Source organism: Fructobacillus papyriferae, from assembly GCF_018437225.1.
Taxonomy (GTDB): Bacteria; Bacillota; Bacilli; order Lactobacillales; family Lactobacillaceae; genus Fructobacillus; species Fructobacillus papyriferae.
Genome location: NZ_JAAMFI010000001.1, coordinates 299,352 through 324,940, shown reverse-complemented (window position 1 = coordinate 324,940; position 25,589 = coordinate 299,352). Strand labels below are relative to the sequence as shown.

Genomic DNA, 25,589 nt, shown 5'->3' with positions numbered 1-25,589 from the left:
TTTATGATTTTTTTACTTGCCATTCGTGTCATTAAGTGACGGAGGCAAATGGACATGAAACAAAAAGAATTTTTATTGGCCATCCATCTAACTAAAGGGATTGGCTTGGCACGAGAAAGTTTCATTATAAAGGCGATAAGCGAGGGGCGAGCCCCGGTCGTTTATCCTTGGACACTCACAGAGCTTGCCCTGATTATCCGCTTTGATAGGAGTCAAAAGGGTTTTTCAACTATCGCTGCTTCCTATCAACAAGCGCTTCAACAAGTCGCTACCTTTGATGGGGCTTATCTGAGTTTTTTTGATTCTGAGTACCCCCAATTATTAAGGGAAATTTATCAGCCGCCACTCATTTTATTTTATCAAGGGGACCTAAGAGCATTGCGCCTGCCATTGCTTGCTGTTGTCGGCACAAGGACGGCCACCAGCTATGGACAAGAAGTCATCCGAAGTCTGCTGCCGGAAGTTGTTCAGCATGGTGTTGGCATCGTTTCTGGCCTGGCCAAAGGGATTGATGTCATGGCCCACCAGACGACTTTTTCTGCCGGAGGGGTTCCGATTGCGGTCATTGGGACGGGCCTTGATGTTTTTTATCCGTTAAAGAATCGAAAGCTCCAACGATTAGTGGGCGAGCAAGGATTGTTACTTTCGGAATACCCGCCCGGCTCAGGGCCACAACGGGGGCACTTCCCAGAAAGAAATCGAATCATTGCCGGTCTTTGTCAAGCGACATTGGTTGTCGAAGCAAAAAAGCGTTCAGGTTCCTTGATTACAGCCAACTTGGCTTTACAAGAAAATCGAAGCGTTCTAGCAATTCCAGGCTCGATCTTTTCGATCGAATCGGCTGGTACGAATGAATTAATTGCGGCCGGTGCTCAGGCAATTACTGGGCTAGAAGGGTTATTGACCGAGGGGCTTTTCGACCTTTAAAAATTATTACCGTTTATTTACAGTATCTTTTTCGCCCTTCTTTTTTTGTTAGAATGAACCCAGTTGACCAAGCGATTCGATGCGCCACTGATGCTTCAATTAGTGGTTTTTTTCATCTGGAATGCTTGGTTAAAAAAAGATGGGGGCGAATACAATGACGAATCAGCATTATCGAGTAAAACCAGTGACTGGAAAAGAGCGCAACCTTGGGCATTGGGACCTCTTTGCGACCTGGTTTGGGGCAAATGCCAACAATGGCACCTGGTACATTGGCGGCATCATCGCCGCTTGTGGTTTGATGGGCGGCCTTTTTGCCATGTTACTTGCGTCCGTTTTGTCTTATTTGTTTTTGAGTTTGGTCTCTCAGATGGGCTATGAAACGGGCTTGTCGACGACAACACTTAGTCGGGCGACCTTTGGCATTCGGGGGAGTGTCATTCCGTCTTTGATCAACTTCATCATGTTTATGGGTTGGACGGCGGTCAACACCTTTATTGCCGGCACCTCGCTGTCCTTTATTTTTCACGGTCTGTTCGGCTGGCCTGCTTACGGTCAAGTTGGAGGGGAAAAGGGACTTGTCGTTGGTATCTTATTGATGAGCGTACTGCATCTCCTAAGCATTATCTCGGGGCAAAAGTCAGTTCGGCTGATTGAACGAATTGGTATTTTGCTTGTGATTCTCTTTGTTTTTTGGGAATCGGTGGTCGTCTTAAAGCACGTTTCCATTGCGCGTCTTTATTCTTGGGTCGTACCGGCAAAGGATCAGATGCCCTTTGGTTCGGCTCTGGACATCCTGGCCGCCTTTAACTTGGCCTGGGTGACTTCGTCGGCTGACTTTTCACGCTTTGCTCAATCAAAAACTGTCTCGACGATTTCTTCTTTCTGGGGGGCGCTTTTAGGTGTTATTGTCTTTGCGGCAATGGGCTTGAGTACGGCCATTAGCCTGGCTTTGACGACCGGGGCCTACAACCCCAATAATTCTGATCCAAGTACAATTGCAAACGAGTTGGGGATGGGGACTTTGGCCATGGTTGTCATCGTTTTGACCAGTATGACGTCCAATGCGGTGAACTTGCAGGCAGCCGGATCGGCTCTGAGCAACCTCTACAGTCGCTTGTCCTTGCGTTCTTCGCTCTTGATCGCAACTGTCATCGCCACGCTGTTGACCTTCATTCCCTTGCTTAACGGGAACTTCCTGGACGTCTTCGAGGCTTTCTTGAACTACATCGGTATGTTACTTGGACCCATCATTGCCATCATGGTGGTCGATTACTTCTTCTTCAATAAAAAAGATTATGTGCCAGTCAATTTTGAGGCAAAGCAGGGGCCTTTTTGGTACCGAGCTGGTTATAACTGGGGTGTGATTGTGCTCTTTGTTCTTGGTGTTTTGCTCAATTTGTTCTTGTCTTCCTTGACTGTTTTGAAGCGGACAACCGGGGCAACCTTTATCGTCATGATTATCATCGGCATGCTCTACGCCGGTCTTTTGAAACTTGAAAGCAGCAAATCACTCTGAAGTTCTTATTGTTGTCGAATTCACAATTAGTTAAGAGAGATTCTTATGTATCCAAAACGTTTTATCCAATTATTTATCATTTTTTTCGTTACTGTCACGTTGTCATTTCTTTTACTAAACGCCTTGCAAATTCATAACTTGTTCTTGCAGATCGCACTGGTAACGGTTGTTGGCTACTTGATCTTGGTGCTGCCTTTAACGGTTCTAACCGTCTTGAAGCAGAAAAAGAAGTTCGCCAAATCAGGTAACGGACAGGCCGGCCCATTACAGGAAGCCTTGTCGAAATTGCCGAATATGGTGAGCTTGGCAACAAAGGGTGCCGATGGAGCAGTAGCGAATACTTTGATTGCTTTCAAGCCTTCTCTTCAAGAAGAAAACGTCTGGTACCTGGTTTCAGACCCGAAAACGAAAAAGGTTCAAGACATCAAAGAAAACGAAAGGGTTGCTTTGACGACTTGGTTTGGGCCAGCGACCCTTCGTCTGCATTCTAATCAAGTGGTGGCCAACACCTTTGAAGGAGTAAAAGCCGTCGAATTGATTCACGAAAATCCAGAAATTCTTGAATTAAACGAAAATGCTGGTAATTTGACCGTGATTCAGTTACGCTTTTCTTCTATTGTTATGGAATCGGCCAAGGGACCCGCACGGATTTTGTCAGACTGGTCCAAGTAATTAAGGTGCTTTCTCGCTCGACTTTTAGCGGAGGGACTGGTACTTTTGTTCGGCATTTGATATTCTGTAAGCAATAAGAAGCTTTAATAAGAACTGTGAGGACCTGTCGTGGCAGAAAAGAAGACGAGCAAAACGACAACTCGTAAGAAAACAACAAAAAAGACGACTTCCCGTTCGGCCAAGAACAAGAAGTTAGTGATTGTCGAGTCACCATCGAAGGCCAAGACAATTGAAAAGTACCTTGGCTCCACTTATCAGGTTGTGGCTTCCATCGGACACGTTCGTGATTTGCCAAAGTCGACCTTGGGCGTCGATGTTGAACAAGACTACCAGCCAAAGTACATTAACATTCGCGGAAAGGGTCCCGTTATCAAGGACCTGAAGAAGGCCGCCAAGAATGCCAAGCAAGTTTACCTCGCATCCGATCCGGATCGTGAAGGTGAAGCCATTGCCTGGCACTTGCAATATATTTTGGGCTTGGATCCAAAAAAGGCCAACCGGGTAGTTTTCAACGAAATTACCAAAGACACGGTCAAAAGCGCTTTTAAGGAACCTCGAACCATCAACCAAGACTTGGTTGATGCGCAGCAGGCCCGACGAATTATCGACCGTTTGGTTGGGTATTCGATCTCTCCTGTCTTGTGGAAGACGGTGAAGCGTGGTCTATCGGCTGGACGCGTTCAGTCGGTTGCCTTAGGCCTAATCATTGCGCGCGAAAAAGAAATTCAGGCTTTCCAGCCAGAAGAATACTGGACGCTTGATTCCGAATTTAAGAAGGGCCGGGCGAAGTTCAAGGCGAACTTCTATGGCTTTGATGGTAAGAAGCAGCCGCTCCCTGACAATGCAGCCGTGCAAGGGGTGATGGGACAGTTGGACACGAAGAAGCCATTTGAAGTTTCTTCTGTCAAGGCCAAGGAGCGAAAGCGCCAGCCACAACCACCGTTTACGACTTCAACGATGCAACAGACGGCCAACACGCAGTTGAAGTTCCGAACGCGTAAGACGATGATGACGGCTCAGCAGCTCTATGAAGGAATTAATTTGGGCCGTGGGCTTGGTCAGGTCGGTCTGATCACTTACATGCGTACCGACTCGACTCGTTTGTCAGCCGTGGCTAAAAATGCGGCCGCACAATTTATTCATAATGAATGGGGAGAGGAATATTCCAGCCATAAGCCGGTTGCCGGTGTGCCACAAGAGGGGGCACAAGACGCCCACGAAGCCATTCGACCAACTGATGTCACGAAGACTCCGGCCTCGATCAAAGATAAGTTAACGCCCGACCAATTTAAACTCTATTCCTTGATTTGGTCGCGTTTTGTGGCGTCCTTGATGACACCAGAAATTTTGGACACGATGGCTGTGACGGTTGAGCAAAATGGCGTGCTCTTCCATGCTAATGGTTCAAAAACGAAGTTCCCTGGCTTCACCAAGGCTTACCCGGCTGCGAAAGAAAAAGACAATCTCTTGCCTGATTTGGCTGAAGGTGACCGGGTGGACTTGTCCAAGACCGATCCTGAACAGCACTTTACGATGCCACCAGCCCGGTATTCCGAAGCCGCTTTGATCAAGGCTTTGGAAGAAAACGGCGTGGGGCGTCCATCAACTTACGCGCCAACCTTGGATACGATTCAGCGCCGTAACTACGTGCGCGTGGATGCTCGTAAGTTCGTGCCAACCGAATTGGGTGAAATCGTCCAAAACATTGTGGATGATAAGTTCCCGGACATCACGGACACGAAGTTCACTGCCCAAGTCGAACATTCTTTGGATGACATCGAAGTGGGCGACAAGAAGTGGGTGCCAGTTGTTGACGAGTTCTACAAGCCATTTGCTAAGGAAGTCGCTTCGGCTGAAGAGACGCTTGAAAAAATCACCATGCACGATGAACTAGCCGGCATGGACTGTGAGGTCTGTGGGGCGCCAATGGTGATCAAGATGGGCCGTTATGGTAAGTTTTATGCTTGCTCGCGCTTCCCGGACTGTCGCAACACCAAGGCTATCGTCCAAGAAATTGGTATCGAATGTCCAAAGTGCCATAAGGGCCAGGTTGTTGAACGCAAGACCAAACGTGGTCGGAAGTTCTACGGCTGTTCTCGTTATCCAGACTGTGACTTCGTGTCATGGGAAAAGCCAAAGGCGCCAGGGGAAGAAGCCTCAGACGACAAGGCGGATAAGAAAAAAAGCACGAAGAAAGCAACAAAAAAGGCCAAGAGCTAAGTTCTTGACCAATCAAAAAAGCCGGCTCAAGTGAGTCGGCTTTTTGATTAGCGATTTTGTTTGCGGTATTGAACAGCGGTCATGCCGGTCTGTTGCTTGAAGACCGTGTTGAAGTAAGAAAGGTTAGGAATCCCCACCTTTAACCCAATCACTGCCACAGAATCGGCTGACTGTGAGAGCATCTTTTTGGCATGGTACATCCGTAAGCGGATCAGATACGCCTGTGGACTTTCATCCGTTTGCGTCATAAAGGCGCGATGCAAGACACCAGTTGAACAATCAAAGGCGGCTGAAAGTGATTCCAAAGTTAACCGCTGTTGGTAATGCGCAGCTAGGTAAACCTTGACTCGATAAACTAAGTCCGCTTTTTCAGACAAAGGACCAAAGGGTTGGCAATCTGGACAGGGAATGAAGCCCTCAAACAAGGCCTCGTCATTTGTTTTGAAAATTCGAACATCATCTGGGACGCAATTTTTTTCGCGTTCACAAGATGGGCAGCAGACCCGGTGGTCGTCCATGACGCCGTAAATAAACTTACCGTCGTAGCTGTGATCTTGTTCTTTAATCGCTTGGTAGCGTTTTTTGGTTAACGAGTACATGACGACTCCTTTCAAAAAATAGCCTTTTTAAAAAAGCTGAACAAAAAACATTTTAGCACGAATTGGTCTATGCGTGGGAATTGACGCTGCAATTTGGACAAAAAGATGGCTATGGGAACCTTATGAAATGAAATTGTTCCAATTTTGGCTTTATGAAGAGCCACCTTCAAGCTATAATGGTTGGTAGAGATTTAACCGTTTTATTTAATAGAAGAGGAAGAGTTACCCATGACCAATCACGCAGAAGAAATGATGAGCGCCTTGCAGCTTGGTCAGGTTGACCAGGCAAAAAAAGCCTTTGAGCTGGCTTTGAAAGAAGATTCGGATGACTTGCTTTTCTCCTTGGCAGAAGACCTTTACGCCATGGGCTTTGTGGATGAATCAAAGCGGGCCTACAAGCAGTTGCTAAAAAAGCATCCGGAAGAAGACCAATTGAAGTCCGCTTTAGCTGAATTGGCAATTGAAGAAGATCACTTGGAAGAGGCGCAAGAATACTTGGCTCAGATTAGCAAAGAGTCAGCGGCTTATTTGCAATCCTTGCTCGTCAAAGCGGACCTTTACCAGCAAGAAGGTCTGCAGGAGTCAGCGGAATATGCCTTAAAAAAGGCCCGGCAGATCGCACCTGAAGAACCCGTTGTTGCTTTTGCCTTAGCTGAGTTTTATTTTTCGACAGGAGAATATCACAAAGCGATTGGCTTATACCGAAACTTGTTGTTGGTGGGGGAGCGTCGAATGGCCAAAGTTGACGTAGCCGCTCGCATTGGAACGGCTTATGCGGCGGTTGGGAACGTCGAAAACGCCATCGCTTATCTCGAGCAAATTAAGCCGCTTGACATGACGATCGACACCAAGTTCCAACTCGCATTTTTGTATCAAGAGCAAAAGCAAATTGATCAAGCCATTTCGCTTTATGAAGATATTTTGGATCAGGACCCACACTATACGTCAGTCTATCCATTGTTGGGCCGGGCACAAGAAGAGGATCAGAACCAAAAGGCCGCATTGCAAACCTATCAAACTGGTTTGTCATATGATCAGACGAACGTTGTCTTGTACCGTTTGACGGCTAATTTGGCCTTTTTACAGGGTGACGATGCCTTGGCCGAGTCGTGCTACAAAAAGGCGCTTGATTTGGATAATGAGGATTTGACAACGATTGCGGCTTTAGCCGACTTTTACTTGGCCAAGCACGATTACGATCAGACGATCCAGGTTATTTTAGCTGCTTTGGAAAAAGATTTGGTTGATCCAAAATTCAACTGGGACCTAGCCCGGGCTTACCACGCAAAAGACGAAGATGATCAGGCGAAAAAGTACTTTGAGGCGGCCAAAGAAGATTATCCGGCCGATCCGGACTTCTTGCACGATTTGGCGGATTGGTATCATGAGCGTGGTCAGCAAAAGCTTGAAAAAGAGACATTGCAACAAGTCGTGGACTTAGTGCCAGATGATATGGACTTGGCCAGTCGACTGGCTGATTTGGAAGAGGCTTTTGACGTATAAAAAGCCTTGTTGCCGTGCAATTCAGGCAATTTCTTGCTAAGATAGAAATAGAAGATAATCACGAGGTGGCCCATGCAATTTACCCAACTACCGAGCCAGTTAGTGGCGGCCAAACCAATTTTAGATCGCATTAATGCGGCCGGTTTTGCGGCCTATTTTGTTGGCGGTTGTGTCCGCGATATGATTTTGGGCGAAAGCTTACATGACGTCGACATTGCCTCCTCGGCTTATCCCGAAGAAATTAAGGCGATCTTTGATAGGACAGTCGACACCGGTATTCAGCATGGGACGGTCATGGTTTTGGATCACGGAGAAGGCTATGAGATCACAACTTTTCGAACGGAATCGACTTATACCGATTTTCGACGGCCTGATTCGGTGACCTTTGTTCGCTCTTTGGAAGAGGATTTGAAGCGGCGCGATTTTACAATTAACGCTTTTGCCTTGGATGCGGACGGCAGTGTCATTGATCTTTTTGATGGCTTAGGTGACCTAGAAAAAAAACAGATCCGCGCTGTTGGAAAACCAAACGAACGCTTCACAGAAGATGCTTTGCGAATGATGCGCGCTTTGCGTTTTGCTTCAAAGTTAAACTTCTCGATCGAAGAAGGAACGCTTGAGGCGCTAAAAGAATTGTCACCGAACCTGAAAAAAATCGCCGTTGAGCGGATCCAGGTCGAGTTCGAAAAGCTATTGATGGGGCAAGCGGCTTCTCAGTCGTTATTGACGATGGTTGAAGTGGGCTTACTTCCTTATTTTCCAGGCCAAAAGGGGATGGTGATCGATCAGCATTTGCTGCTTTTGGCCAACTGGCTGGAAAAGAAGCAACCAAAAACGTTGCTTGAAGTTTGGACCCTTTATTTGGGAACCGGTGGGTTTAACCCAGATGAGCTGCAAACTGAACTGCGGGCCTGGAAACTATCCCGTGAGATTATGGCGACTGTCACGCGCCTTTCAAAAGCCATCGAAAAGCGGAACGATTTATCCACTTGGGACTTGTACCAGATTAACGATCTGGCGGATACGTTCTTAGCTGTGATCGAGATGATGGGGGTCGATTTCTCACTCATAGAAGACATCAAGAAACGTCTGAATGCTTTATCGATTCGTTCGGGCAAAGATATCGTGGTCAATGGCGGTCAGCTCATTCAGTCTGGAATCGCAACACCGGGGCCTGGATTAGGCAAGCTCCTGCACGAAATTGAGCAAGCAATTGTTTGTGGTGAACTTTCAAATACAAAAGAAGCGATTTTTGACTTTGCAAAGGAGCACTAAACATGGCAATATTAAAGATGGTCTGGGCAGAAGATGATCGGTACGCCATTGGTAAAAATGGTCAGTTACCTTGGTTTTTGCCGGCTGATTTGGCCCATTTTAAAAAGGAAACGGTCCATTCGACCATGGTCATGGGACGATCCACCTGGGAATCCATTGGACGTCCTTTGCCAAAACGCCATTCGGTGGTCTTGACGAGTCAACAAGATTTTGAGACTGGTTTTGATGAGGTAACGGTGGTTCATACAAAAGATGAGCTGATCGATCTGATCAAAGCAGAATGGCAAAAAGGTCACCCGGTCACCGTTGCCGGTGGTGCCCAAATCTATCGGCTGCTAATGCCACTTGCGACCGATTTGTCCGTTACAAAGGTGAAAGGTGATTTTGCTGGTGATACTTTCGTGGATCCGATTGACTTGAAACAATTCGAATTAGTCAATCGTGAAGCCCTAAAGGATAACGGTCAAGACATTGAATTTTTAACGTATCAACGAAAAGCCTAGGAGAGTGTGATGAGTAAGGTAAAGATTGTAACCGATTCAGGTGCTAAGTTTACGGAGAAGGAAAAGGAAGAATTTGATATTCAAGTGGTTCCTTTGTCTGTTGAGATCGATGGAACCATCTATGAAGACGGTGTGACGATCAGTCCAGAAGAATTCTTGGATAAAATGGCAGTGAGTGCTGAGGTGCCACATACGTCTCAGCCGCCGATTGGTGCGTTCCAAGAAGCCTACGAAAAAGCTTTGGCCGGTGATGAGGATGCCGAGATTCTTTCACTGCATATCTCTTCTGGCCTATCTGGAACAGTAAATGCTGCTCATCAAGCAGGCGCCTTGGTTAAAAACAAAGTCGTCGCCTTTGATACCTATTCGGCGGATCGCTCCGAAGCCTTCGTTGTGTTGGCTGCTGCCCGGGTTGCTAAAAACGGAGGCAGCATGGAAGAAGTGCTTGCAGCAGCTGAGAAAGCCCGTGAAGACACGTATATTTATTTGTCGTTCCGTAATCTGGACAATATGGTGGCAGGCGGTCGCTTGTCGAAAACGCAAGGCTTGATTGGGAACCTCTTGAATATTAAGGTTGGCGCTTTTGTTGATCCAAAAGGAAAGGTGGAAGTGGCAACCAAGGGACGTGGTCTGAAGACTTTGAACAAATTCAATGAAGATGTGATTGACAAGATGAAGTCTTTTAAGACGATGAAAGGCATCGGGATCACTTACACAGGAATCAAAGAGGAAGCTGAAGCCATGGCTGCTCGGTTAAACGAGATCTGGCCGGACATTGATATTTTGGTATCTGTGGCGACACCGATGATTGCCACGCACACGGGGATGGGTGCTTTAGCCTTTCTCTTTGAAGCAGAATAATAGTTAGAAGGTTATGTCATGAAGAAACGTCGTTCGATTTGGTTTTGGCTCTTTTGTTTGCTTATTTTGGCCATTTTGTCAGCCGGTGTCTATACGGCTTATCTGGCGTTGATGCCAACCCGGACAAGCTTTAGCCAGACCACAAGTGGTGATAACACCAAGATTGATCTGACGCTGAATCGTGATCAACTGAACGCTTTGTCCAACACGTATTTGACGAATCAATCAAATGGTAAATACAGCGTAAAGGTTAACGAAGAGAACGTGACGGCTCAAACGACGGTTACGGTCTTCAACCAGAAGCTTGATGCCAAATTGACGATGGTGCCTAAGACAACCGATGGTGGCAATGTCATCATGGAGGTCCAAAAGGTTGAACTGGGCCAATTGGATTTGCCAGTCAACGTGGCCATGGGGTACATTAAAGAAATGTACACGGGACCAAAGGGTGTGACCATCCAACCTGATCAGAAACAAATCGCCCTTGATCTGTCAAAATTAACGAAGAAGAATGGTTGGACCCTGCAAGCAGATGAGCTGAACTTAAAGGACAACCGCTTTACCTTTACCGGAGTCATGCAAAATGCCCAGTAGACACCGTAGTTTTTATGGTTGGTTGATGACCAACCGCAACACAGTCGCAGCAACTGAGATCCAGCAGTTTGCCAACAATGCGTTTTTGGATGCGTCCTTTCCAAAGCAATCCACGGATTTTGATGAAATTTCCGAATATTTGGAAACGGGAGCGTCTTACTTAATGTCGATGACGATTTTTGATGAAGCCTGGGCTGAGTACCAGGCTTCTCGTTAGTTAGGAGACAAAATGGCCCAAAATATTCAATGGTATCCCGGCCACATGGCAAAGGCCTTCCGTTTGATGCGGGAAAACTTGTCATTGGTTGACCTCGTTTTCGAGTTAGTTGATGCCCGTTTACCAATGTCTTCAAGAAATCCCGAAGTCGACAAGTTAATCGAAAAAAAACCTCGTCTTTTGGTATTAACCAAGGCAGATTTAGCAGATTCCAAAGAGACGGCTTCATGGAAAGCCTATTTTGAAAAGCAAGGCTTAAACGTCGTGGTACTCGATACGCGTGGTCCGAAGACGGCGCAGATGATGACGAAAGCGGCGAAAGAAGTCTTAAAGGACCGAATTGAAGCCCAAGAAACGAAGGGGATCAAGAATCGGCCGATTCGTGTCATGCTGGCTGGTATTCCAAACGTTGGTAAGTCGACCTTGCTTAATCATTTGGTGCAAAAAAACGTGGCCATTACGGCCAACAAGCCCGGCGTGACCAAGAAAGTCGCCTGGCTGAAAACCTCGACCGGATTAGAAATTTTGGATTCACCCGGTGTTCTTTGGCCAAAGTTTGAAGATCAAAAGACTGGCCAGCGTTTAGCTTTGACAGGTGCAGTCAAGGACACGATCTTTGCAAAAGACGATGCCGCCTTATATTTGCTGAGCTTTTTTCGGGAGTACAACCCACAGGCAATCATTGATCGTTACCATTTGGCTGACGATGCCTTTGATCAAACAGACGTCAACTTATTGTTAACCATTACTGAAAAGCTCGGCTTTAAAGATGATTATGATAAGGCCGCCGTTCGTCTACTAAACGATCTTCGTTCTGGCAAGCTGGGACGCTATACATTGGACCGAGAACATGACTGAGACAATTGCAGCGATTAAAGCTGCTTTGAAAGAGGCGCAGGCTGACGATGGCCGTTTGGCCAAATGGCGAACGGATTCTCGCTCCGGCGTCCAGAATGCCTTGAAGGCTTTCGATAAGCGTTTGGCTAAAGAAGCTAAGCAGAAAGCGGACTTTATGAGCCGCTTTGCCTTTGAGTCCGAACTCTGGGACCAGGGCTACCAGGCCATTGCCGGTGTTGACGAAGTCGGCCGTGGCCCCTTAGCTGGTCCGGTTGTCGCTGCTGCGGTCATTTTACCGGCTGACTTCGATGCTTATGGCGTTATCGATTCCAAGCAGCTTTCAAAAAAGGTGCGAGACGAGCTGGTCACGCATATTAAAAAAGACGCTGTCGCCTATGGAATTGGCATCGTTTCGGTCGAACGGATCGATGAGGTCAATATCTATGAGGCTTCTCGTGAAGCGATGAAACAAGCGGTCTTAGCAATGGACGTGCCGGCCGATTATTTATTGGTGGACGCCATGGTCATTGATCTACCATTGCCACAGCAAAAATTAATTAAGGGCGATGCCCGATCCAACTCGATTGGGGCAGCTTCAATTCTTGCAAAAGTGACCCGTGATGCGCTCATGGTCGCCTATGAAAAAGAGTATCCGGGGTATGGCTTTGGTCAAAATGATGGCTACGGCACCAAGGCACATTTAGAAGGACTAGCCAAATTGGGACCTTGTCCCATCCATCGAAAGACCTTTGCGCCGGTCAAAAAGTGTTTATCCTAAAAAACCGCTTCGGCGGTTTTTTAATTTGTTTCTAATTTATCCTTGTTCAAAGTCGGCCAGCCCCGTATAATAAAAAGAAAGATCTCGTCATTTTAGGAGAGTGTCATGCCCCAAATTAAATTACGTCCCCGTCTTCACGCCGTCGCCAATCTCGTTTTTGCCAAGCACAAAGTTGCCGACATCGGTTCCGATCACGCCTATCTGGCCGCTTTTCTAGTCGAACAGGGCCACACCGACGCCGCCATCGTTGGCGAAGTCGCCAAGGGCCCACTCGAAAACGCGAAGCACACCGTAGCAGCTCAATCCCTTGGCCAACGAATCGACTGTCGGCTGGCCGATGGTCTTGCGGCCATTCGACCAGAAGACGGTGTGGAATCGGTTGTGATTGCAGGTATGGGCGGACTTTTGATAAAAAAGATTCTAAATGATCAACGCCAATTGGGGCCCTTTAAGCAATTAGTGCTTCAGCCAAATACCGATCAGGATGCCTTGCGGGCCTGGTTGGTGGAAAATGATTATGCGATTACAAAAGAAGAAATGGTCAAAGAAGGCGTCCACCGTTACGAAATTATCGTGGCTGAACCAGGCAAACAAACCTTGTCTGAAGCAGATTTGACCTTTGGTCCATTCTTGCGTTTGGAAAAGGGACCGATTTTTTTGGCTAAGTGGACACATGAAAAGAACCGCTTGCAGCTGGTCTTAGATCGGTTAGCTGAAGCCAACCAACAGACCAGTACGAAATATCTCGAAGTCAAAGAAATGATCGACAAAATCGAAAAGGAGTTGGCAGAGAAATGATTCAAGCAGCGGATTTAATTAACAAAATCGAAGCTTTTGCGCCAAAGTCCCTGGCTGAAAAGGGCGACCCAACGGGGCTACAGATTGGGGACCCCAATCAACCCATTCAGCGCGTGATGACGACTTTAGATGTCCGACCTGAAACGGTTCAAGAAGCCATCGAAAAAAAAGTGGACTTCATTTGGGCCCATCATGAACCGCTTTTTTTTCCGGCTAAGAATCTCGATTTAACTGATCCGCAAAACAAGATGTATGCGGATTTGATTAAGCATGACATCGTTGTTTATTCTTCGCACACGAATTTAGATGCGGCTGATGGTGGTCTAAACGACTGGCTTTGTCGCGCTTTTGGTATAGAAGAAGCAATTCCACTGGTCCCAGACGAAGTCAATGACAAGGCAGGGCTCGGTCGGATCGGCCGGTTAAAAAAGCCAAAGAGTTTGTCTGACTATGCTAAGACAGTGAAGGCCGTTTGCCAGGTTCAAGAAGTTCGCTTGATTGCAGCGAACCCCCAAAAAATGATCGAACGTGTGGCTGTCCTTGGTGGCGATGGTGGCAAGTACTGGAAAGAGGCCAAAGCACAGGGGGCTGATCTCTACATTACAGCTGATCTCTATTACCACGTTGGTCACGACGTCTTGGCGGCTGATTTTGCCGTACTCGACCCTGACCACCACATGGAAGCTTTAGCCAAGGAACCAATGGCAAAAAAGGTTCAGGAATGGTTTGGAGAAGAATTGACAGCCATTGTTTCGCAAGTTAACACGGATCCATACCGTTATCTTTAAAATTTAGGAGAATATTATGTCTGAAAAGTACCCAGAATTAATCAATCGTTTTCTTCGCTTTGTTCAGGTCAACACTCGGTCCAACGAGGAATCAACGACTACGCCATCCGACCCCAAGGAAGTCGCTTTCTTAAAAAATTTGGCAGAAGAATTACGCGCTTTGGGTTTGTCAGATGTTCAAACGATGAAAGACGGTTACGTTTTTGCCAAAATGCCAGGCAATAGTAAGCAGACCAAGCTACCAACGATTGGCTTTATTTCTCACGTCGACACGGCCGACTTTAACAGTGAAAACGTTCGTCCCCAAGAAGTGGCCGATTATGATGGCCAGTCGGTTATCCACTTGGGTGATTCTGGTTTCACCTTGGATCCAAAGGATTTTCCCAACCTGAAGCATTACAAAGGCCATGATTTGATCACAACGGATGGGACGACTTTACTCGGTGCCGATGACAAAGCCGGTGTGGCTGAAATCATGGCGCTGATCGATTATCTGTTGGCTCACCCAGAAATTGAACACGGTCCCTTGGCCTTTGCCTTTGGTCCAGATGAAGAAATTGGCCGTGGAGCGGATCACTTTGACGTCCAAGCTTTTGGTGCCGACTTTGCCTACACCGTCGATGGCGGTCCGCTTGGTGAACTTGAGTGGGAAACGTTTAACGCGGCTGGTGCTAAAGTGACAATTAAGGGGCGTAATGTGCACCCGGGAACGGCTAAGGATACGATGGTTAACGCCTTACAAGTGGCGATTGACTTCCACAATGGCCTACCAGAAGAAGACCGACCTGAAAAAACGGAGGGGCGGCAGGGATTTTATCACTTAATTAGCCTGGATGGGACACCTGAAGAAGCAAGCTTATCTTACATTATTCGGGATCACGATCGGCAGGCTTTTGAAAGTAAAAAAGCCCGCCTCAAGCAGCTGCAAAATGCGCTTAATGAACGCTTTGATGAGCCGAGAGTGCATGTGCACTTGCAAGATCAGTACTACAACATGGGCGAAGTCCTCAAAGATCGTCAAGAGGTCGTTTGCATAGCGGAGACTGCCATGAAGACACTTGGTATCGAACCCAAGGTCGAGCCTGTGCGTGGGGGAACCGATGGCTCCAAGATTACTTTCTTGGGCTTACCAACTCCAAACCTCTTTGCCGGTGGCGAGAACATGCACGGTCGTTTTGAGTATGTCTCAAAGCAGGTGATGGTAAAAGCAACAGATGTTTTGCTAGAGATTGTTCAAGAGGTCGCAAAAGGTAAGTTGGCAAAATAAATTAAAAAAACGATTGCCCAGCTAATGGAGGGACAATCGTTTTTTTGTATAAAAGATTTAGTTTTTGGCTGCCTGATCCTTTGAAAGAATCGGAACAACGATCAAGGCCAATTCAGCAATGATCACGGTGACCAGTGCAGACATGGCCGGGTTGAAGGCCACGCTCGTCATCTGAGCGACCAGATAGCCAAGCAGCAAACCGAAGAAGGCTGCCCAGAGTGCGGTTACGATATAGCGCATGTGAATACCACCTTTTTTATTTACTGCTAATCTACCGCTTCTTTTAGGATTGGTCAAGTTGAAGCAGGCGACAGTTTTTTGGATCTGTTGCCAAAAAGAGTAGAAATTTGCGGGAATTCTCCTCTAATTTTTAAGGAAAGAGAACAAATTTTCGGTATAATATAAGAAGAATTCGATGCGCTTTTGGAGGCTTTTATGTACGCACCCTTACAAGTTAAAAGTGGCTATTCGTTGTTGCAAAGCCCAAGCAGCGTCTCGCAAATCGTAAAAACGGCCAAAGCGCGCGGCTATCAGGCCGTCTCCTTGGCAGAACAAAACGTTTTATATTCCTTGGTTGATTTTTACAAAGAAGCCAAAGCAGCTGACCTCAAGCCTATTTTTTCATTACAATTGATGGTCAATGGCTTAGTCAACTTAGCCACGCCGTTTCCAGTTTTGTTATCCGCTTACAATGAGACCGGGTACCGAAATTTGATCTTGTTGTCGTCCAAAAAGATGACCCTAGAGGACGAGCCAATGACCATGAAAATGTTGGCCGATCATTTGGCTGGGTTGGTACTCACCTTGACGCCTGAATCGGAGTTGGGGCAGTTGATTGCTTCTTCTGATCCGGCCAGCAAGAATTACTTAGCCCAGCTCGATAAACAAATTGGGCAAGGTCAAGAACGTTATTTGGGTATTAACCCAAGTTTATCTTTTGTGCAGCAAAAGGCGCTGACTGAATACTCGAACGAACATGATTTACCACTGATCGCCTGGGACAGGGTCGATTACATGGATCCGGAGGATGCCTTTACAACACAGGTTTTGCGAGCAGTGAATGCGGGAACGGTTCTGGATAATTTGGGGCCGTTGTCCCATGAAAAGGGCGCTTTTTATTTGAAAGATCAAGCTGAGCTTTTTCAGGCGTATCAGCAGACCCTTGCTTTGAAAGAAGCTTACGAGAATAACGAAGCTCTCGTCTCGAAAGCTTCGGTTGAGCTAACCTTCAAGAAACCCGCTTTGCCCGTTTTCGAGCAGCATTCTGGCCTGTCATCCAAGGACTATTTGCAACAACTTGCCTACGCTGGTTTAAAGCGGCGGCTTGCGCTTGCCGGCATCAGCCAGCCGAAAGCTTATGAAGAGCGACTCACCCGCGAATTGACCGCCATTATCGATTTAGGCTTTGCGGATTACTTTTTGATTGTCTGGGACATTTTGAAATTCGCCCGGGACCACAAGGTGCAGACAGGGGCAGGTCGTGGCTCTGCGGCTGGTTCATTGGTGGCTTATTGTCTTGGAATCACAAACGTGGATCCATTGCAGGCCGGCCTGCTTTTTGAGCGTTTCTTGAACCCAGAACGTGCTCAGATGCCAGACATTGACATTGATTGGCCGGACGACCGAAGAGACGAGTTGCTTTCATACTTGCATGATAAGTATGGCCAGGACGACTTTGCCCAGATCATTACTTTTGGAACGCTCGCAGCTAAACAGGTACTACGTGATGTCGGCCGTGTCTTTGGACTCGACGCCAAAGAACAAAAGCAGCTGACCGACACCATTCCGGCAGGTAAGAATGGTCGGAAGGTGAGCCTAGACGACACGCTTTCTGATCCAAAGAACCGGTTAGAACCGGCTTTGAAAAAGCATGAGCACGGCAGCTTGCTTCTAAAGACTGCGCGTAAGATGGAAAACTTGCCCCGCAATTATTCAACCCATGCGGCCGGTGTTGTTTTGTCCGATTCGCCTTTAACGGATACGTTGCCCGTTCAGAAGGGAAACGACGGCTATTTGATGACGCAGTTGCCAAAAGGGCCGGTTGAAGCGCTTGGTTTGCTAAAAATCGATATTTTGGGGCTGACGACGCTAAAGATTTTGGCAAAGGGGATCGAACTGGCCCGCCCGGTTTTGGGTGATGACTTTGATATCAAAAAAATTTCATTTGAAGACCAAAAGACACTGGCCCTTTTTGCTGCTGGCCAAACCAATGGTGTCTTCCAATTTGAATCAGCTGGCATGCAGCGGATGCTGCGTCGTTTGAAAATCGATCGGTTTGCTTTGATCACGGCTTCAACCGCCCTTTACCGACCTGGTCCAAGCCAGCACATTGAGACCTTTATCAAACGGCGACTCGGACAAGAACCGGTCCCGGTCACTGATCCGGTCGTTGATCGAATTTTAGCTGAAACATTTGGCATTTTGGTCTATCAGGAGCAGGTCATGCAAGTGGCTGAAGCCTACGCTGGTTTCACCCTGGCGCAAGCCGACTTTCTTCGTTCGGCCATGTCTAAGAAAAAGCTCAAGCAGATGGCTCAGGCCAAGGAAGCCTTCTTAGCAGGTGCCAAGAAAAAGGGGCATAGCGAGCAAGAGGCTGAACAGCTTTTTACCTACATCGACCAATTTGCCAACTACGGTTTTAACAAATCACACGCCGTGGCCTATTCGGAACTATCTTTTTCACTAGCTTACCTCAAGGCACATGCGCCACTGGCTTTTTATACCGCTTTGCTAAATGCCCACCAGGGCGGGGCGGCCAAGGCCCAAGGCTATTTACAAGAGGCCAAGAAGCGGCAAGTTAAGGTGCTTGGACCAGATATTAATCAGTCCCAAGCAGACTGGTCAATTGACGGCCAAGCCTTGCAAATGGGTATCGGCAATATCGCCGGTTTGCCAACACCCTTTGTTGAAGAACTCTTGGCTATCAGAAACCAAACGGGTGGCTTTATTGGCTTACCCGCATTTGTCTTGTCTTTGCCAGAAAAATGGCGGCGGGAAAAGGAAATCAGCTTGTTGATCAACGCCGGTGCCTTGGACCGCTTTGGCTACAACCGTGCCGAACTGACTGAAAACTTACAAGACCTCCTGACGGCCGCTGCCTTTGGGGAACAAGTCTTAAAAGAAACGAAGATGAAGAAGGTCGAAGACTATGGCTTGGTGGAACGCTTACAGCGTGAAAAAGACGTTCTTGGTTTTAATTTGTCGGGACATCCAACGGAGGCCTTCTCTGCCGATTATGAGGCTTCTAAAGCAAGTCACATTGCCGATCTTTCAGAAAACCAGCAGGTCACTGTCTATGGACTAATCAAGCAAGTTAAGGTTATCAAGACCAAGAAGGGCGACCAGATGGCCTTCTTGTCCGTATCAGACATGACAGGGTCATTGGATGTAACCGTCTTTCCAAAGCTCTATGAACGTCTTTTTGATCAGTTAAAGATCGGTAAAGTCTTTTCCATTAGCGGCAAGACTGAAGTTCGACAAGGCCTGTCCTTAATTGCCAACCGCATGACAGCAGTCAATCCGGACGAGGGCAATCAGGCAAGGCAGCAAGGCGAGCTCTTGAATGAAAATGAGAAAAGGGTCAAAAAGGGCCAACCGGCTGCTAAAAAAGCCGTTGGGCAAGGAACTTGGTTCCTTCGGCTGATTGATGACGACAGGGAAGCAAAGCAAAAGACGGCCATTTGGCAATTGATGCAGCAGCATCCGGGGAATAATCCCGTCACACTCTACTGGCCAAATACGAAAAAAAGAAAGAATTTACCCATCCAGTATGGTTTGGCCGATAAAAGCGTAGTTCTAGCGCCTTTACAAGCGATCTTAGGTGATCAAAACGTTGTTTTTAAAGAAAAAGGTTAGATTCTAGCTTGTGAATTGGTTGTAGAGTGTATTACAATATGTTTAGGAAGTTGTTTGTCGCAACTCACCAAGATATCAAAGGAGCAATTTACCCATGAAAAAGACGAAAATCGTCTCAACGCTTGGTCCGTCATCAAATGATGTCGAAACCATTGTGAAGTTAATTGAAGCCGGTGCTAACGTATTCCGCTTCAACTTCTCCCACGGTGATCACGAAGAACACTTGGGCCGTATGCAAAAGGTGGCCGAAGCTGAAAAGATTACTGGTAAGACTGTTGGTCGTCTGCTTGACACGAAGGGTGCGGAAATCCGTACGACAAAGCAAGCAGATGGTAAGATTCAATTCGCCACTGGTGATGTTTTCCGCATCTCAATGGATGACAGCTTGGAAGGTACGCACGACAAGATCGCCGTTACTTACCCAGGTTTGTTCGATGACGTGAAGGTTGGCGGAAAGGTTCTCTTTGATGATGGTTTGCTTGAAACGACTATCATGGAAAAGGATGATGCCAACAAGGAATTGGTCGTAAAGGCTGATAACCACGGGTTGCTTGGTTCACGTAAGGGTGTTAACGCACCAGGCGTTTCCATCAACTTGCCAGGTATCACGGACAAGGATGCCGATGATATCCGCTTTGGTTTGGATCACGAAATCAACTACATCGCTGCATCATTCGTGCGTAAGCCAGAAGATGTTTTGGAAATCCGTGCTTTGTTGAAGGAAAAGAACATGGAACATGTTCAAATCATTCCTAAGATCGAATCACAAGAAGGGATCGATAACTTGGATGCCGTTTTGGACGTATCAGACGGTTTGATGATTCCTCGTGGTGACATGGGTGTTGAAATTCCAGCCGAAAACGTTCCTTTGATTCAAAAGGAAATGATGGCCAACATGAACAAGCGTGGTTTGCCTGTTATCACGGCTACTCAAATGCTTGATTCAATGGAAGATAACCCACGTCCAACGCGTGCCGAAGCAGCTGACGTTGCTAACGCCGTATGGGATGGTACTGATGCCACAATGTTGTCTGGTGAATCAGCTAACGGAGAATACCCAGTTGAAGCTGTTACGATGATGGCTAAGTTGGATGAAAAGGCTGAAACAGCTTTGCCAATTTACTCACGTCACCAAGACACGTTCTACCACAATGACTCAGTTGAATCAGTTGCTGCTGCAGCTGCTCGTTTGGCTGATTCAGTTTCAGCAAAGGCCGTTGTTGTCTTGACTGAATCTGGTTACGAAGCTCGTATGGTTTCAAAGCACCGTCCATTGGCACCAATCGTTGCCTTGGCTACGGAAGAACGCGTTCAACGTGGTTTGACTTTGAACAACGGGGTTGTTCCTGTCTTGGCTGAAACGCCAAAGTCAGTTGACGACTTGATCGTTTTGGCAAAGCAAGCTGCTAAGGACCAAGGCTTGGCCGAATCTGGTGACAAGATCGTTGTGATGACGGTTGCACCAATCGACAAGACGAAGTCAGCCAACAACGTTTCAGTTGAAACGCTCTAATTCAAGTCTTTTAGACTAAAAAGTCCGACTCTGTCGGGCTTTTTTTATGTTAAAATGAAGAAAGTTCCAAGCAAATGAGGGATATGATTTTTGACAAAACAAAGTGAAAAGATTTTTACCTTTCAAAACGTTGAGCAGCAAACGGTAGTCACCGGTGCGCAGGATCAGCTCTTAATCTTAATCGAAGAAGGGTTATCGGTTGAACTCCACGTTCGTGGTTCGCAAGTGGCGATTAATGGCGAAGAGAATGCGATTTCTAAAGCCTATGCTGTCTTGAATGTTTTGTGCCAGCTAGTGAAAAAGCAAGTATCGGTTGGACCTGCTGATGTGGTGTCGGCGACGACAATGGCCAAAAAGGGGACACTCGACTACTTCTTAGATTTCTATCAAGGTTCGATCATCAAAGATAAGAAGGGCCGTTCCGTTCGTGTAAAGAATTATGGTCAACGTCAGTACATCTCAGCGATTAAGCACAATGATTTGACTTTTGGCATTGGTGCCGCTGGAACCGGTAAGACTTTCTTAGCGGTGGTCATGGCGGTATCGGCTTTGAAAAAAGGTGACGTTGAACGGATTATTATCGCTCGTCCGGCGGTCGAAGCCGGGGAATCACTTGGTTTTCTACCTGGTGATTTGAAGGAAAAGGTTGATCCTTATATGCGTCCAATTTATGATGCGATGAACACCTTGATTGGTTCTGACCATGTCGAACGCCTCATCGAACGGGGAGTCTTAGAAATTGCACCACTCGCCTACATGCGTGGTCGAACGTTGGATGACGCCTTTATTATTGTGGACGAGGCGCAAAACACGACGAATGCGCAGATGAAGATGGTTCTGACTCGTCTTGGTTTTCAGTCGAAGATGGTCGTTAATGGTGACCCATCCCAGATTGATCTACCCAAGGGCGTTAAATCTGGACTTTTAGCCGCACAAAAGATTTTAAAAGACTTAAATCGGGTCGGTTTTGTTCACTTTGATAGTCAAGATGTCGTTCGCCACCCAGTGGTTGGACAGATTGTTTCGGCATACGAAGAAGCCGATGAGAAAATCCAAGCTTTGAAAAAAGCTCGTGAAGAAGGACATGCATAATGGATTTAGCTTTAATTGATCAAACCAAAGACGGTGTGACTCAGTATCACAAGGATCTGGTCACTTATGTGTTGGATTATGCAGGCAAATACTTAGAGTTGCCTGACAACACGGAAATGTCCGTGACATTCATGAATAACGAGGCCATCCAGGCCTATAACCGTGATTATCGCGGAAAGGATAAACCAACGGATGTGATTTCTTTTGCCATCGAAGAAGCGGGCGATGACAGCCCACTTCTGCCAGATGAGTTAATGGACGAAGAGATTGCTAAAAATATTGGCGACATCTTAGTTTCTGTTGATATCATCGAAAGCCAGGCCGAATACTTAGGCCATTCGTTTGAACGTGAGCTCGGTTTTTTGGTTGTGCATGGTTTCTTGCACCTGAACGGCTACGACCACATGCTGGGTGACAAAGAAGAAAAAGAAATGTTTGATCTACAAAGGAATATTTTAGATGACTATGGCCTCCGACGCTAAAAAGAGCGACAACAATCAGCCAGATGAATTAGCTACTTTCCAAGAAGAAATCGATCGCTCAAAAAACAGTCAAAAACAAAGTGAACGACAAGAAATTTCAGATGAACACGGGCGCCAAACAGGCCGTAATCGAAATTTTGGGAAGTCCCTGTTTAACGCGATTAAAGGGATCTTTTTGGTTTTGATTCGTGAGCGTAACATGCGCTTTCATGTCGGCTTTGCTCTTGTTGTTTTGATCGGCGGACTCTATTTGGGGCTGAATCGCTCCGAATGGCTTTGGGTCGTGATTGGTGTTTTCTTAGCCATCTATGGGGAGTTCGTCAACACGGTGGTGGAGGCGGTCATTGATTTGATGGTCGACAAACGCTACCATCCACTAGCAGGATTAGTGAAGGACGTGTCTGCTGGAATGGTCTTGGTTTCAGTGGCTGCGGAAATGATTATCTTGTTTTTGATTTTCCAGCCACACCTCTGGCATTTCTTCGGTATTCAAACCGACTTTTCTCGCTTCATTCACCGTTTGAAAGGATAATTTATGACTAAAGAAGGATTTAAATCAGGTTTTGTGGCCATCATCGGCCGGCCAAATGTTGGAAAGTCAACGCTTTTAAACCGGATCGTTGGTGAGAAAATTGCCATCATGTCGAACAAAGCGCAAACCACGCGAAACAAAATCCAAGGAATCTACACGACTGATGAAGCTCAGGTGGTCTTTATCGATACCCCTGGTGTTCACAAGCCACAGAATTCACTGGGCGATTACATGGTGAAATCTGCCTTTTCTGCCCTGCACGAAGCGGATGCCATTTGGTTTGTCGTTGATGCGTCCAAAAAACGTGGGGCGGGTGATGATTACATCATTAACCGCTTGAAGGAAGTCACGAATACGCCGATCTTTCTTCTGGTCAATAAGGTGGACTTACTGAAGAAAGAAGACCTCTTTGCTGTCATCAACACGTATCAAGAAGACGCACCCGAATGGACGGAGATATTCCCAATTTCGGCGACCGAAGGCGACAATGTACCGGAATTGCTGGAGACGGTGATTCAGGATTTGGATGAAGGCCCCCAATACTTTGATGCCGATCAATTGACCGATCACCCGGAGCGCTTTGTCATTTCGGAATTAATTCGTGAAAAGGTTTTGCAACTGACGCAGCAGGAAGTGCCACACTCAGTGGCTGTTGTGATCGACAAAATCGAGCAAGGACAAGATGATATCGTTAACATCCAGGCGTCGATTATCGTTGAACGGCCAACGCAAAAGAACATCGTCATTGGCCGTCAGGGCAAGATGATCAAACAAATTGGCACTCGGGCCCGCAAGGACATTGAGCGTTTACTCGGCTCTCGTGTTTTCCTAGAGACCTGGGTTAAGGTCGAAGAACGCTGGCGTGATCGTCCGCAAGCTTTGCAGTCACTGGGTTACCGAAAAGACGACTTTTAAAGATTCAAGAAGGGCGGCTAGTCGCACAACTGGCCGTTTTTTCGTACATAATGAGTTCAAAGGAAAGGAGGGGTTGGCAATGGCGTTAATCGAAGGATTGATTTTGAGCACCACGGACTATCGAGAGAATGACCTGCTGGTCAAGCTTTTTACCAAAGAAGCAGGAATTATTACAGCCATGGCCCGGGGGGCAAAGAAACAAAAGTCCAAACTCGCGCCCGTTAGCCAGTCCTACACCTGGGTGGTGGTCGACGGTGTTTACCCAAAGAACCAGCAAGGCCTTGGTTTCATTAATTCACTTCAGGAGAGTAAAATCTATAAGAATGTCGTGACGGATTTGACGACTTCTGCCTATGCCGCCTTAATTGCAAAGGACCTGACGGTGGCCTTTGACGAAAACGTCAAACAGGTCGACTGGTATGAGCGAACCTTGGCCATTTTCGACCAGCTTAATCGAAAAAAAGATCCGCAAGTGGTCGCTAACATTGTCGAGTTGCAGTTGCTGCCGGTCTTTGGTGTTTCGCCTAACTGGCAGCGCGACCCATTGTCAGGCAAGGAAGTCGGAGATTTTGATTATTCCGACAAATACAATGGCATCATCGAGCAGGCGCATTTTGACATGGACGATCACCGCTTGCATTTGGATCAGAAGACGGTTTATTATCTGCGGCTTTTTTCTTCCATTGACATTCGCAAATTAGGTTCCGTCACACTATCTGTACCAACCAAACGTGCCGTCCAACGTGTGGTTGACTACCTCTATGACCGCCAAGTTGGCTTTCAACCAAAGGAAAAACGTTTTATTCAAAAAATGGCGGCTTTTGAAGGACAGCTTTCCATTAAACCACGAAAAAAGGAGAATGACTGATGAAAAAAATTTTGGTCCTACACACGGGCGGCACGATTGCGATGCACGCCGCAGAAGACGGGGATGTGGAAGTCGGTTCAGAAAATCCCTTAAATCAAGCACAGTTTGATTTACCGGCAGTGGATCTAGACATCGAAAACATCTTTAATATCCCCTCAGAGCACATCAAACCAGAGCACATGCTCACACTCTATAAACGCTTGGAACACGCTGATCAAGACTATGACGGCGTTGTCATTACGCATGGAACAGACACTTTGGAGGAGACTTCGTTTTTCTTGGACAAGACACTTGGCTTGTCGATTCCCGTTGTCATGACTGGGGCAATGCGTTCCTCCAACGAATTGGGGTCGGATGGTTTATACAATTTTCAATCCGCATTGCGGGTGGCCATCGATCCAGAATCTTCGAACCGTGGCGTTATGGTTGTTTTAAACGATGAGATTCACGCAGCCCGTTTTGTAACAAAGACTCACGCAACGAATGTAGCGACCTTTGCCTCACCGATCTCTGGCCCAATGGGCATGATCACGAAGCGGCAGATTATCTTTTTCTATGACTTGCCTCACACGATGCACTATCCAATCGCTGATGTAACCAAGAAAATTCCGGTGATGAAGGCTTATGCTGGTATGGACGGCCAGATTCTATCGCTCTTTGCCGAAAGTGAGCACATTGATGGGATCATCATCGAAGCCCTTGGGGCAGGAAATTTGGGCGAGGATGCGGCTCGGGGTGTTCAGGAGTTGTTAGATAATGCCATACCGGTTGTGATTGTATCGCGCTCCTTCAATGGAATTGCTGAACCGGTTTACGATTACCTTGGAGGCGGCATTCAATTGGAAAAATCAGGCGCGATCTTTGCTCGTGCGGTTAATGGGCAAAAGGCCCGACTAAAGCTGTTAATTGGACTTGAAAACGGTTTGTCTCAGGAAGCTTTGACCGATTTCTTGCACGAATTTTAGAAAAACTCGGTA

25 protein-coding genes are annotated in these 25,589 nt (G+C 46.9%); 23 read left to right on the top strand and 2 right to left on the bottom strand.

Going from position 1 to position 25,589, the window contains the following annotated elements; translation table 11 throughout:
- Window positions 1-54: 54 nt before the first annotated feature.
- The 4 genes from dprA (at window position 55) to topA (ending at window position 5,335) form a co-directional block, all read left to right on the top strand.
- A complete protein-coding gene (gene dprA / locus G6R27_RS01600; RefSeq protein ID WP_213819339.1) occupies window positions 55-927 on the top strand; it encodes a DNA-processing protein DprA in 873 nt (290 codons plus the stop codon).
- Window positions 928-1,081: 154 nt separating this feature from the next.
- Window positions 1,082-2,443 carry a cytosine permease gene (locus G6R27_RS01595; RefSeq protein ID WP_213819338.1) on the top strand — a complete coding sequence of 454 codons (1,362 nt, stop codon included), beginning with the start codon at window positions 1,082-1,084 and terminating at the stop codon, window positions 2,441-2,443.
- Window positions 2,444-2,488: 45 nt separating this feature from the next.
- Entirely contained in the window at window positions 2,489-3,115 is a 627-nt protein-coding gene (locus G6R27_RS01590) for a pyridoxamine 5'-phosphate oxidase family protein (protein ID WP_213819337.1), read from the top strand.
- Between the two features lie 108 nt (window positions 3,116-3,223).
- Window positions 3,224-5,335, top strand: a complete 2,112-nt coding sequence (gene topA, locus G6R27_RS01585; RefSeq protein ID WP_213819336.1) for a type I DNA topoisomerase — start codon at window positions 3,224-3,226, stop codon at window positions 5,333-5,335.
- 47 nt (window positions 5,336-5,382) lie between these two features.
- Here topA and G6R27_RS01580 read toward each other — a convergent pair whose 3' ends face one another.
- Window positions 5,383-5,934, bottom strand: a complete 552-nt coding sequence (locus G6R27_RS01580; RefSeq protein WP_213819335.1) for a helix-turn-helix domain-containing protein — start codon at window positions 5,932-5,934, stop codon at window positions 5,383-5,385.
- A gap of 228 nt (window positions 5,935-6,162) precedes the next feature.
- Here G6R27_RS01580 and G6R27_RS01575 point away from each other — a divergent pair, with 228 nt between their 5' ends.
- From G6R27_RS01575 to pepT, 11 genes are all read left to right on the top strand, one after another.
- The gene (locus G6R27_RS01575; protein WP_213819334.1) at window positions 6,163-7,437 is read left to right on the top strand and encodes a tetratricopeptide repeat protein; all 1,275 of its coding nucleotides are present in this window, start codon (window positions 6,163-6,165) and stop codon (window positions 7,435-7,437) included.
- 72 nt (window positions 7,438-7,509) lie between these two features.
- Window positions 7,510-8,712: a CCA tRNA nucleotidyltransferase gene (locus G6R27_RS01570; RefSeq protein WP_213819333.1), complete on the top strand. Its 1,203-nt coding sequence runs from the start codon at window positions 7,510-7,512 to the stop codon at window positions 8,710-8,712.
- 2 nt (window positions 8,713-8,714) lie between these two features.
- Window positions 8,715-9,215 carry a dihydrofolate reductase gene (locus tag G6R27_RS01565; RefSeq protein ID WP_213819332.1) on the top strand — a complete coding sequence of 167 codons (501 nt, stop codon included), beginning with the start codon at window positions 8,715-8,717 and terminating at the stop codon, window positions 9,213-9,215.
- 9 nt (window positions 9,216-9,224) lie between these two features.
- Window positions 9,225-10,076, top strand: coding sequence for a DegV family protein (locus G6R27_RS01560; RefSeq protein ID WP_213819331.1), 852 nt, complete (start codon window positions 9,225-9,227; stop codon window positions 10,074-10,076).
- Between the two features lie 18 nt (window positions 10,077-10,094).
- Window positions 10,095-10,670 (top strand): YpmS family protein, encoded by a 576-nt coding sequence (locus tag G6R27_RS01555; protein ID WP_213819330.1) that lies wholly within the window; start codon window positions 10,095-10,097, stop codon window positions 10,668-10,670.
- A complete protein-coding gene (locus G6R27_RS01550) occupies window positions 10,660-10,887 on the top strand; it encodes a YozE family protein (protein ID WP_213819329.1) in 228 nt (75 codons plus the stop codon). Before G6R27_RS01555 ends, G6R27_RS01550 begins: the two co-directional genes overlap by 11 nt.
- A gap of 12 nt (window positions 10,888-10,899) precedes the next feature.
- The gene (gene ylqF / locus G6R27_RS01545; protein ID WP_213819328.1) at window positions 10,900-11,745 is read left to right on the top strand and encodes a ribosome biogenesis GTPase YlqF; all 846 of its coding nucleotides are present in this window, start codon (window positions 10,900-10,902) and stop codon (window positions 11,743-11,745) included.
- Entirely contained in the window at window positions 11,738-12,502 is a 765-nt protein-coding gene (locus G6R27_RS01540; RefSeq protein ID WP_213819327.1) for a ribonuclease HII, read from the top strand. The genes ylqF and G6R27_RS01540 overlap by 8 nt, the downstream gene beginning before the upstream one ends.
- Before the next feature lie 105 nt (window positions 12,503-12,607).
- The gene (locus G6R27_RS01535) at window positions 12,608-13,300 is read left to right on the top strand and encodes a tRNA (adenine(22)-N(1))-methyltransferase (protein WP_213819326.1); all 693 of its coding nucleotides are present in this window, start codon (window positions 12,608-12,610) and stop codon (window positions 13,298-13,300) included.
- The gene (locus G6R27_RS01530; RefSeq protein WP_213819325.1) at window positions 13,297-14,088 is read left to right on the top strand and encodes a Nif3-like dinuclear metal center hexameric protein; all 792 of its coding nucleotides are present in this window, start codon (window positions 13,297-13,299) and stop codon (window positions 14,086-14,088) included. The genes G6R27_RS01535 and G6R27_RS01530 overlap by 4 nt, the downstream gene beginning before the upstream one ends.
- Before the next feature lie 16 nt (window positions 14,089-14,104).
- Window positions 14,105-15,355 carry a peptidase T gene (pepT, locus tag G6R27_RS01525; RefSeq protein WP_213819324.1) on the top strand — a complete coding sequence of 417 codons (1,251 nt, stop codon included), beginning with the start codon at window positions 14,105-14,107 and terminating at the stop codon, window positions 15,353-15,355.
- 57 nt (window positions 15,356-15,412) lie between these two features.
- On the opposite strand, the gene G6R27_RS01520 is transcribed toward pepT, so the two are convergent.
- Window positions 15,413-15,595 (bottom strand): DUF2929 family protein, encoded by a 183-nt coding sequence (locus G6R27_RS01520; protein ID WP_213819323.1) that lies wholly within the window; start codon window positions 15,593-15,595, stop codon window positions 15,413-15,415.
- Window positions 15,596-15,790: 195 nt separating this feature from the next.
- Between G6R27_RS01520 and G6R27_RS01515 the strand changes: the two genes are divergently transcribed.
- From G6R27_RS01515 to G6R27_RS01480, 8 genes are all read left to right on the top strand, one after another.
- Window positions 15,791-19,210, top strand: a complete 3,420-nt coding sequence (locus G6R27_RS01515; protein ID WP_213819322.1) for a DNA polymerase III subunit alpha — start codon at window positions 15,791-15,793, stop codon at window positions 19,208-19,210.
- A 94-nt stretch (window positions 19,211-19,304) separates the two neighbouring features.
- Entirely contained in the window at window positions 19,305-20,723 is a 1,419-nt protein-coding gene (pyk, locus tag G6R27_RS01510) for a pyruvate kinase (RefSeq protein WP_213819321.1), read from the top strand.
- Window positions 20,724-20,813: 90 nt separating this feature from the next.
- Window positions 20,814-21,815: a PhoH family protein gene (locus G6R27_RS01505; RefSeq protein WP_213819320.1), complete on the top strand. Its 1,002-nt coding sequence runs from the start codon at window positions 20,814-20,816 to the stop codon at window positions 21,813-21,815.
- On the top strand, window positions 21,815-22,297 hold the full coding sequence (gene ybeY, locus G6R27_RS01500; RefSeq protein WP_213819319.1) for an rRNA maturation RNase YbeY: 483 nt from the start codon (window positions 21,815-21,817) through the stop codon (window positions 22,295-22,297). Before G6R27_RS01505 ends, ybeY begins: the two co-directional genes overlap by 1 nt.
- The gene (locus tag G6R27_RS01495) at window positions 22,275-22,829 is read left to right on the top strand and encodes a diacylglycerol kinase family protein (protein WP_230791122.1); all 555 of its coding nucleotides are present in this window, start codon (window positions 22,275-22,277) and stop codon (window positions 22,827-22,829) included. The genes ybeY and G6R27_RS01495 overlap by 23 nt, the downstream gene beginning before the upstream one ends.
- A gap of 3 nt (window positions 22,830-22,832) precedes the next feature.
- Entirely contained in the window at window positions 22,833-23,744 is a 912-nt protein-coding gene (era, locus tag G6R27_RS01490) for a GTPase Era (RefSeq protein ID WP_213819318.1), read from the top strand.
- A gap of 79 nt (window positions 23,745-23,823) precedes the next feature.
- Entirely contained in the window at window positions 23,824-24,612 is a 789-nt protein-coding gene (gene recO, locus G6R27_RS01485) for a DNA repair protein RecO (RefSeq protein WP_213819317.1), read from the top strand.
- A complete protein-coding gene (locus G6R27_RS01480; protein WP_213819316.1) occupies window positions 24,612-25,577 on the top strand; it encodes an asparaginase in 966 nt (321 codons plus the stop codon). Before recO ends, G6R27_RS01480 begins: the two co-directional genes overlap by 1 nt.
- The last annotated feature ends 12 nt before the right edge of the window (window positions 25,578-25,589 follow it).

Excerpts from the sequence above, each read along its gene's own strand:
- dprA (WP_213819339.1), top strand. The coding sequence starts at position 55 with ATGAAACAAAAAGAATTTTTATTGGCCATCCATCTAACTAAAGGGATT.
- G6R27_RS01595 (WP_213819338.1), top strand. The coding sequence starts at position 1,082 with ATGACGAATCAGCATTATCGAGTAAAACCAGTGACTGGAAAAGAGCGC.
- G6R27_RS01590 (WP_213819337.1), top strand. The coding sequence starts at position 2,489 with ATGTATCCAAAACGTTTTATCCAATTATTTATCATTTTTTTCGTTACT.
- G6R27_RS01580 (WP_213819335.1), bottom strand. The coding sequence starts at position 5,934 with ATGTACTCGTTAACCAAAAAACGCTACCAAGCGATTAAAGAACAAGAT.
- G6R27_RS01575 (WP_213819334.1), top strand. The coding sequence starts at position 6,163 with ATGACCAATCACGCAGAAGAAATGATGAGCGCCTTGCAGCTTGGTCAG.
- G6R27_RS01570 (WP_213819333.1), top strand. The coding sequence starts at position 7,510 with ATGCAATTTACCCAACTACCGAGCCAGTTAGTGGCGGCCAAACCAATT.
- G6R27_RS01565 (WP_213819332.1), top strand. The coding sequence starts at position 8,715 with ATGGCAATATTAAAGATGGTCTGGGCAGAAGATGATCGGTACGCCATT.
- G6R27_RS01560 (WP_213819331.1), top strand. The coding sequence starts at position 9,225 with ATGAGTAAGGTAAAGATTGTAACCGATTCAGGTGCTAAGTTTACGGAG.
- G6R27_RS01555 (WP_213819330.1), top strand. The coding sequence starts at position 10,095 with ATGAAGAAACGTCGTTCGATTTGGTTTTGGCTCTTTTGTTTGCTTATT.
- G6R27_RS01550 (WP_213819329.1), top strand. The coding sequence starts at position 10,660 with ATGCCCAGTAGACACCGTAGTTTTTATGGTTGGTTGATGACCAACCGC.
- ylqF (WP_213819328.1), top strand. The coding sequence starts at position 10,900 with ATGGCCCAAAATATTCAATGGTATCCCGGCCACATGGCAAAGGCCTTC.
- G6R27_RS01540 (WP_213819327.1), top strand. The coding sequence starts at position 11,738 with ATGACTGAGACAATTGCAGCGATTAAAGCTGCTTTGAAAGAGGCGCAG.
- G6R27_RS01535 (WP_213819326.1), top strand. The coding sequence starts at position 12,608 with ATGCCCCAAATTAAATTACGTCCCCGTCTTCACGCCGTCGCCAATCTC.
- G6R27_RS01530 (WP_213819325.1), top strand. The coding sequence starts at position 13,297 with ATGATTCAAGCAGCGGATTTAATTAACAAAATCGAAGCTTTTGCGCCA.
- pepT (WP_213819324.1), top strand. The coding sequence starts at position 14,105 with ATGTCTGAAAAGTACCCAGAATTAATCAATCGTTTTCTTCGCTTTGTT.
- G6R27_RS01520 (WP_213819323.1), bottom strand. The coding sequence starts at position 15,595 with ATGCGCTATATCGTAACCGCACTCTGGGCAGCCTTCTTCGGTTTGCTG.
- G6R27_RS01515 (WP_213819322.1), top strand. The coding sequence starts at position 15,791 with ATGTACGCACCCTTACAAGTTAAAAGTGGCTATTCGTTGTTGCAAAGC.
- pyk (WP_213819321.1), top strand. The coding sequence starts at position 19,305 with ATGAAAAAGACGAAAATCGTCTCAACGCTTGGTCCGTCATCAAATGAT.
- ybeY (WP_213819319.1), top strand. The coding sequence starts at position 21,815 with ATGGATTTAGCTTTAATTGATCAAACCAAAGACGGTGTGACTCAGTAT.
- G6R27_RS01495 (WP_230791122.1), top strand. The coding sequence starts at position 22,275 with ATGACTATGGCCTCCGACGCTAAAAAGAGCGACAACAATCAGCCAGAT.
- era (WP_213819318.1), top strand. The coding sequence starts at position 22,833 with ATGACTAAAGAAGGATTTAAATCAGGTTTTGTGGCCATCATCGGCCGG.
- recO (WP_213819317.1), top strand. The coding sequence starts at position 23,824 with ATGGCGTTAATCGAAGGATTGATTTTGAGCACCACGGACTATCGAGAG.
- G6R27_RS01480 (WP_213819316.1), top strand. The coding sequence starts at position 24,612 with ATGAAAAAAATTTTGGTCCTACACACGGGCGGCACGATTGCGATGCAC.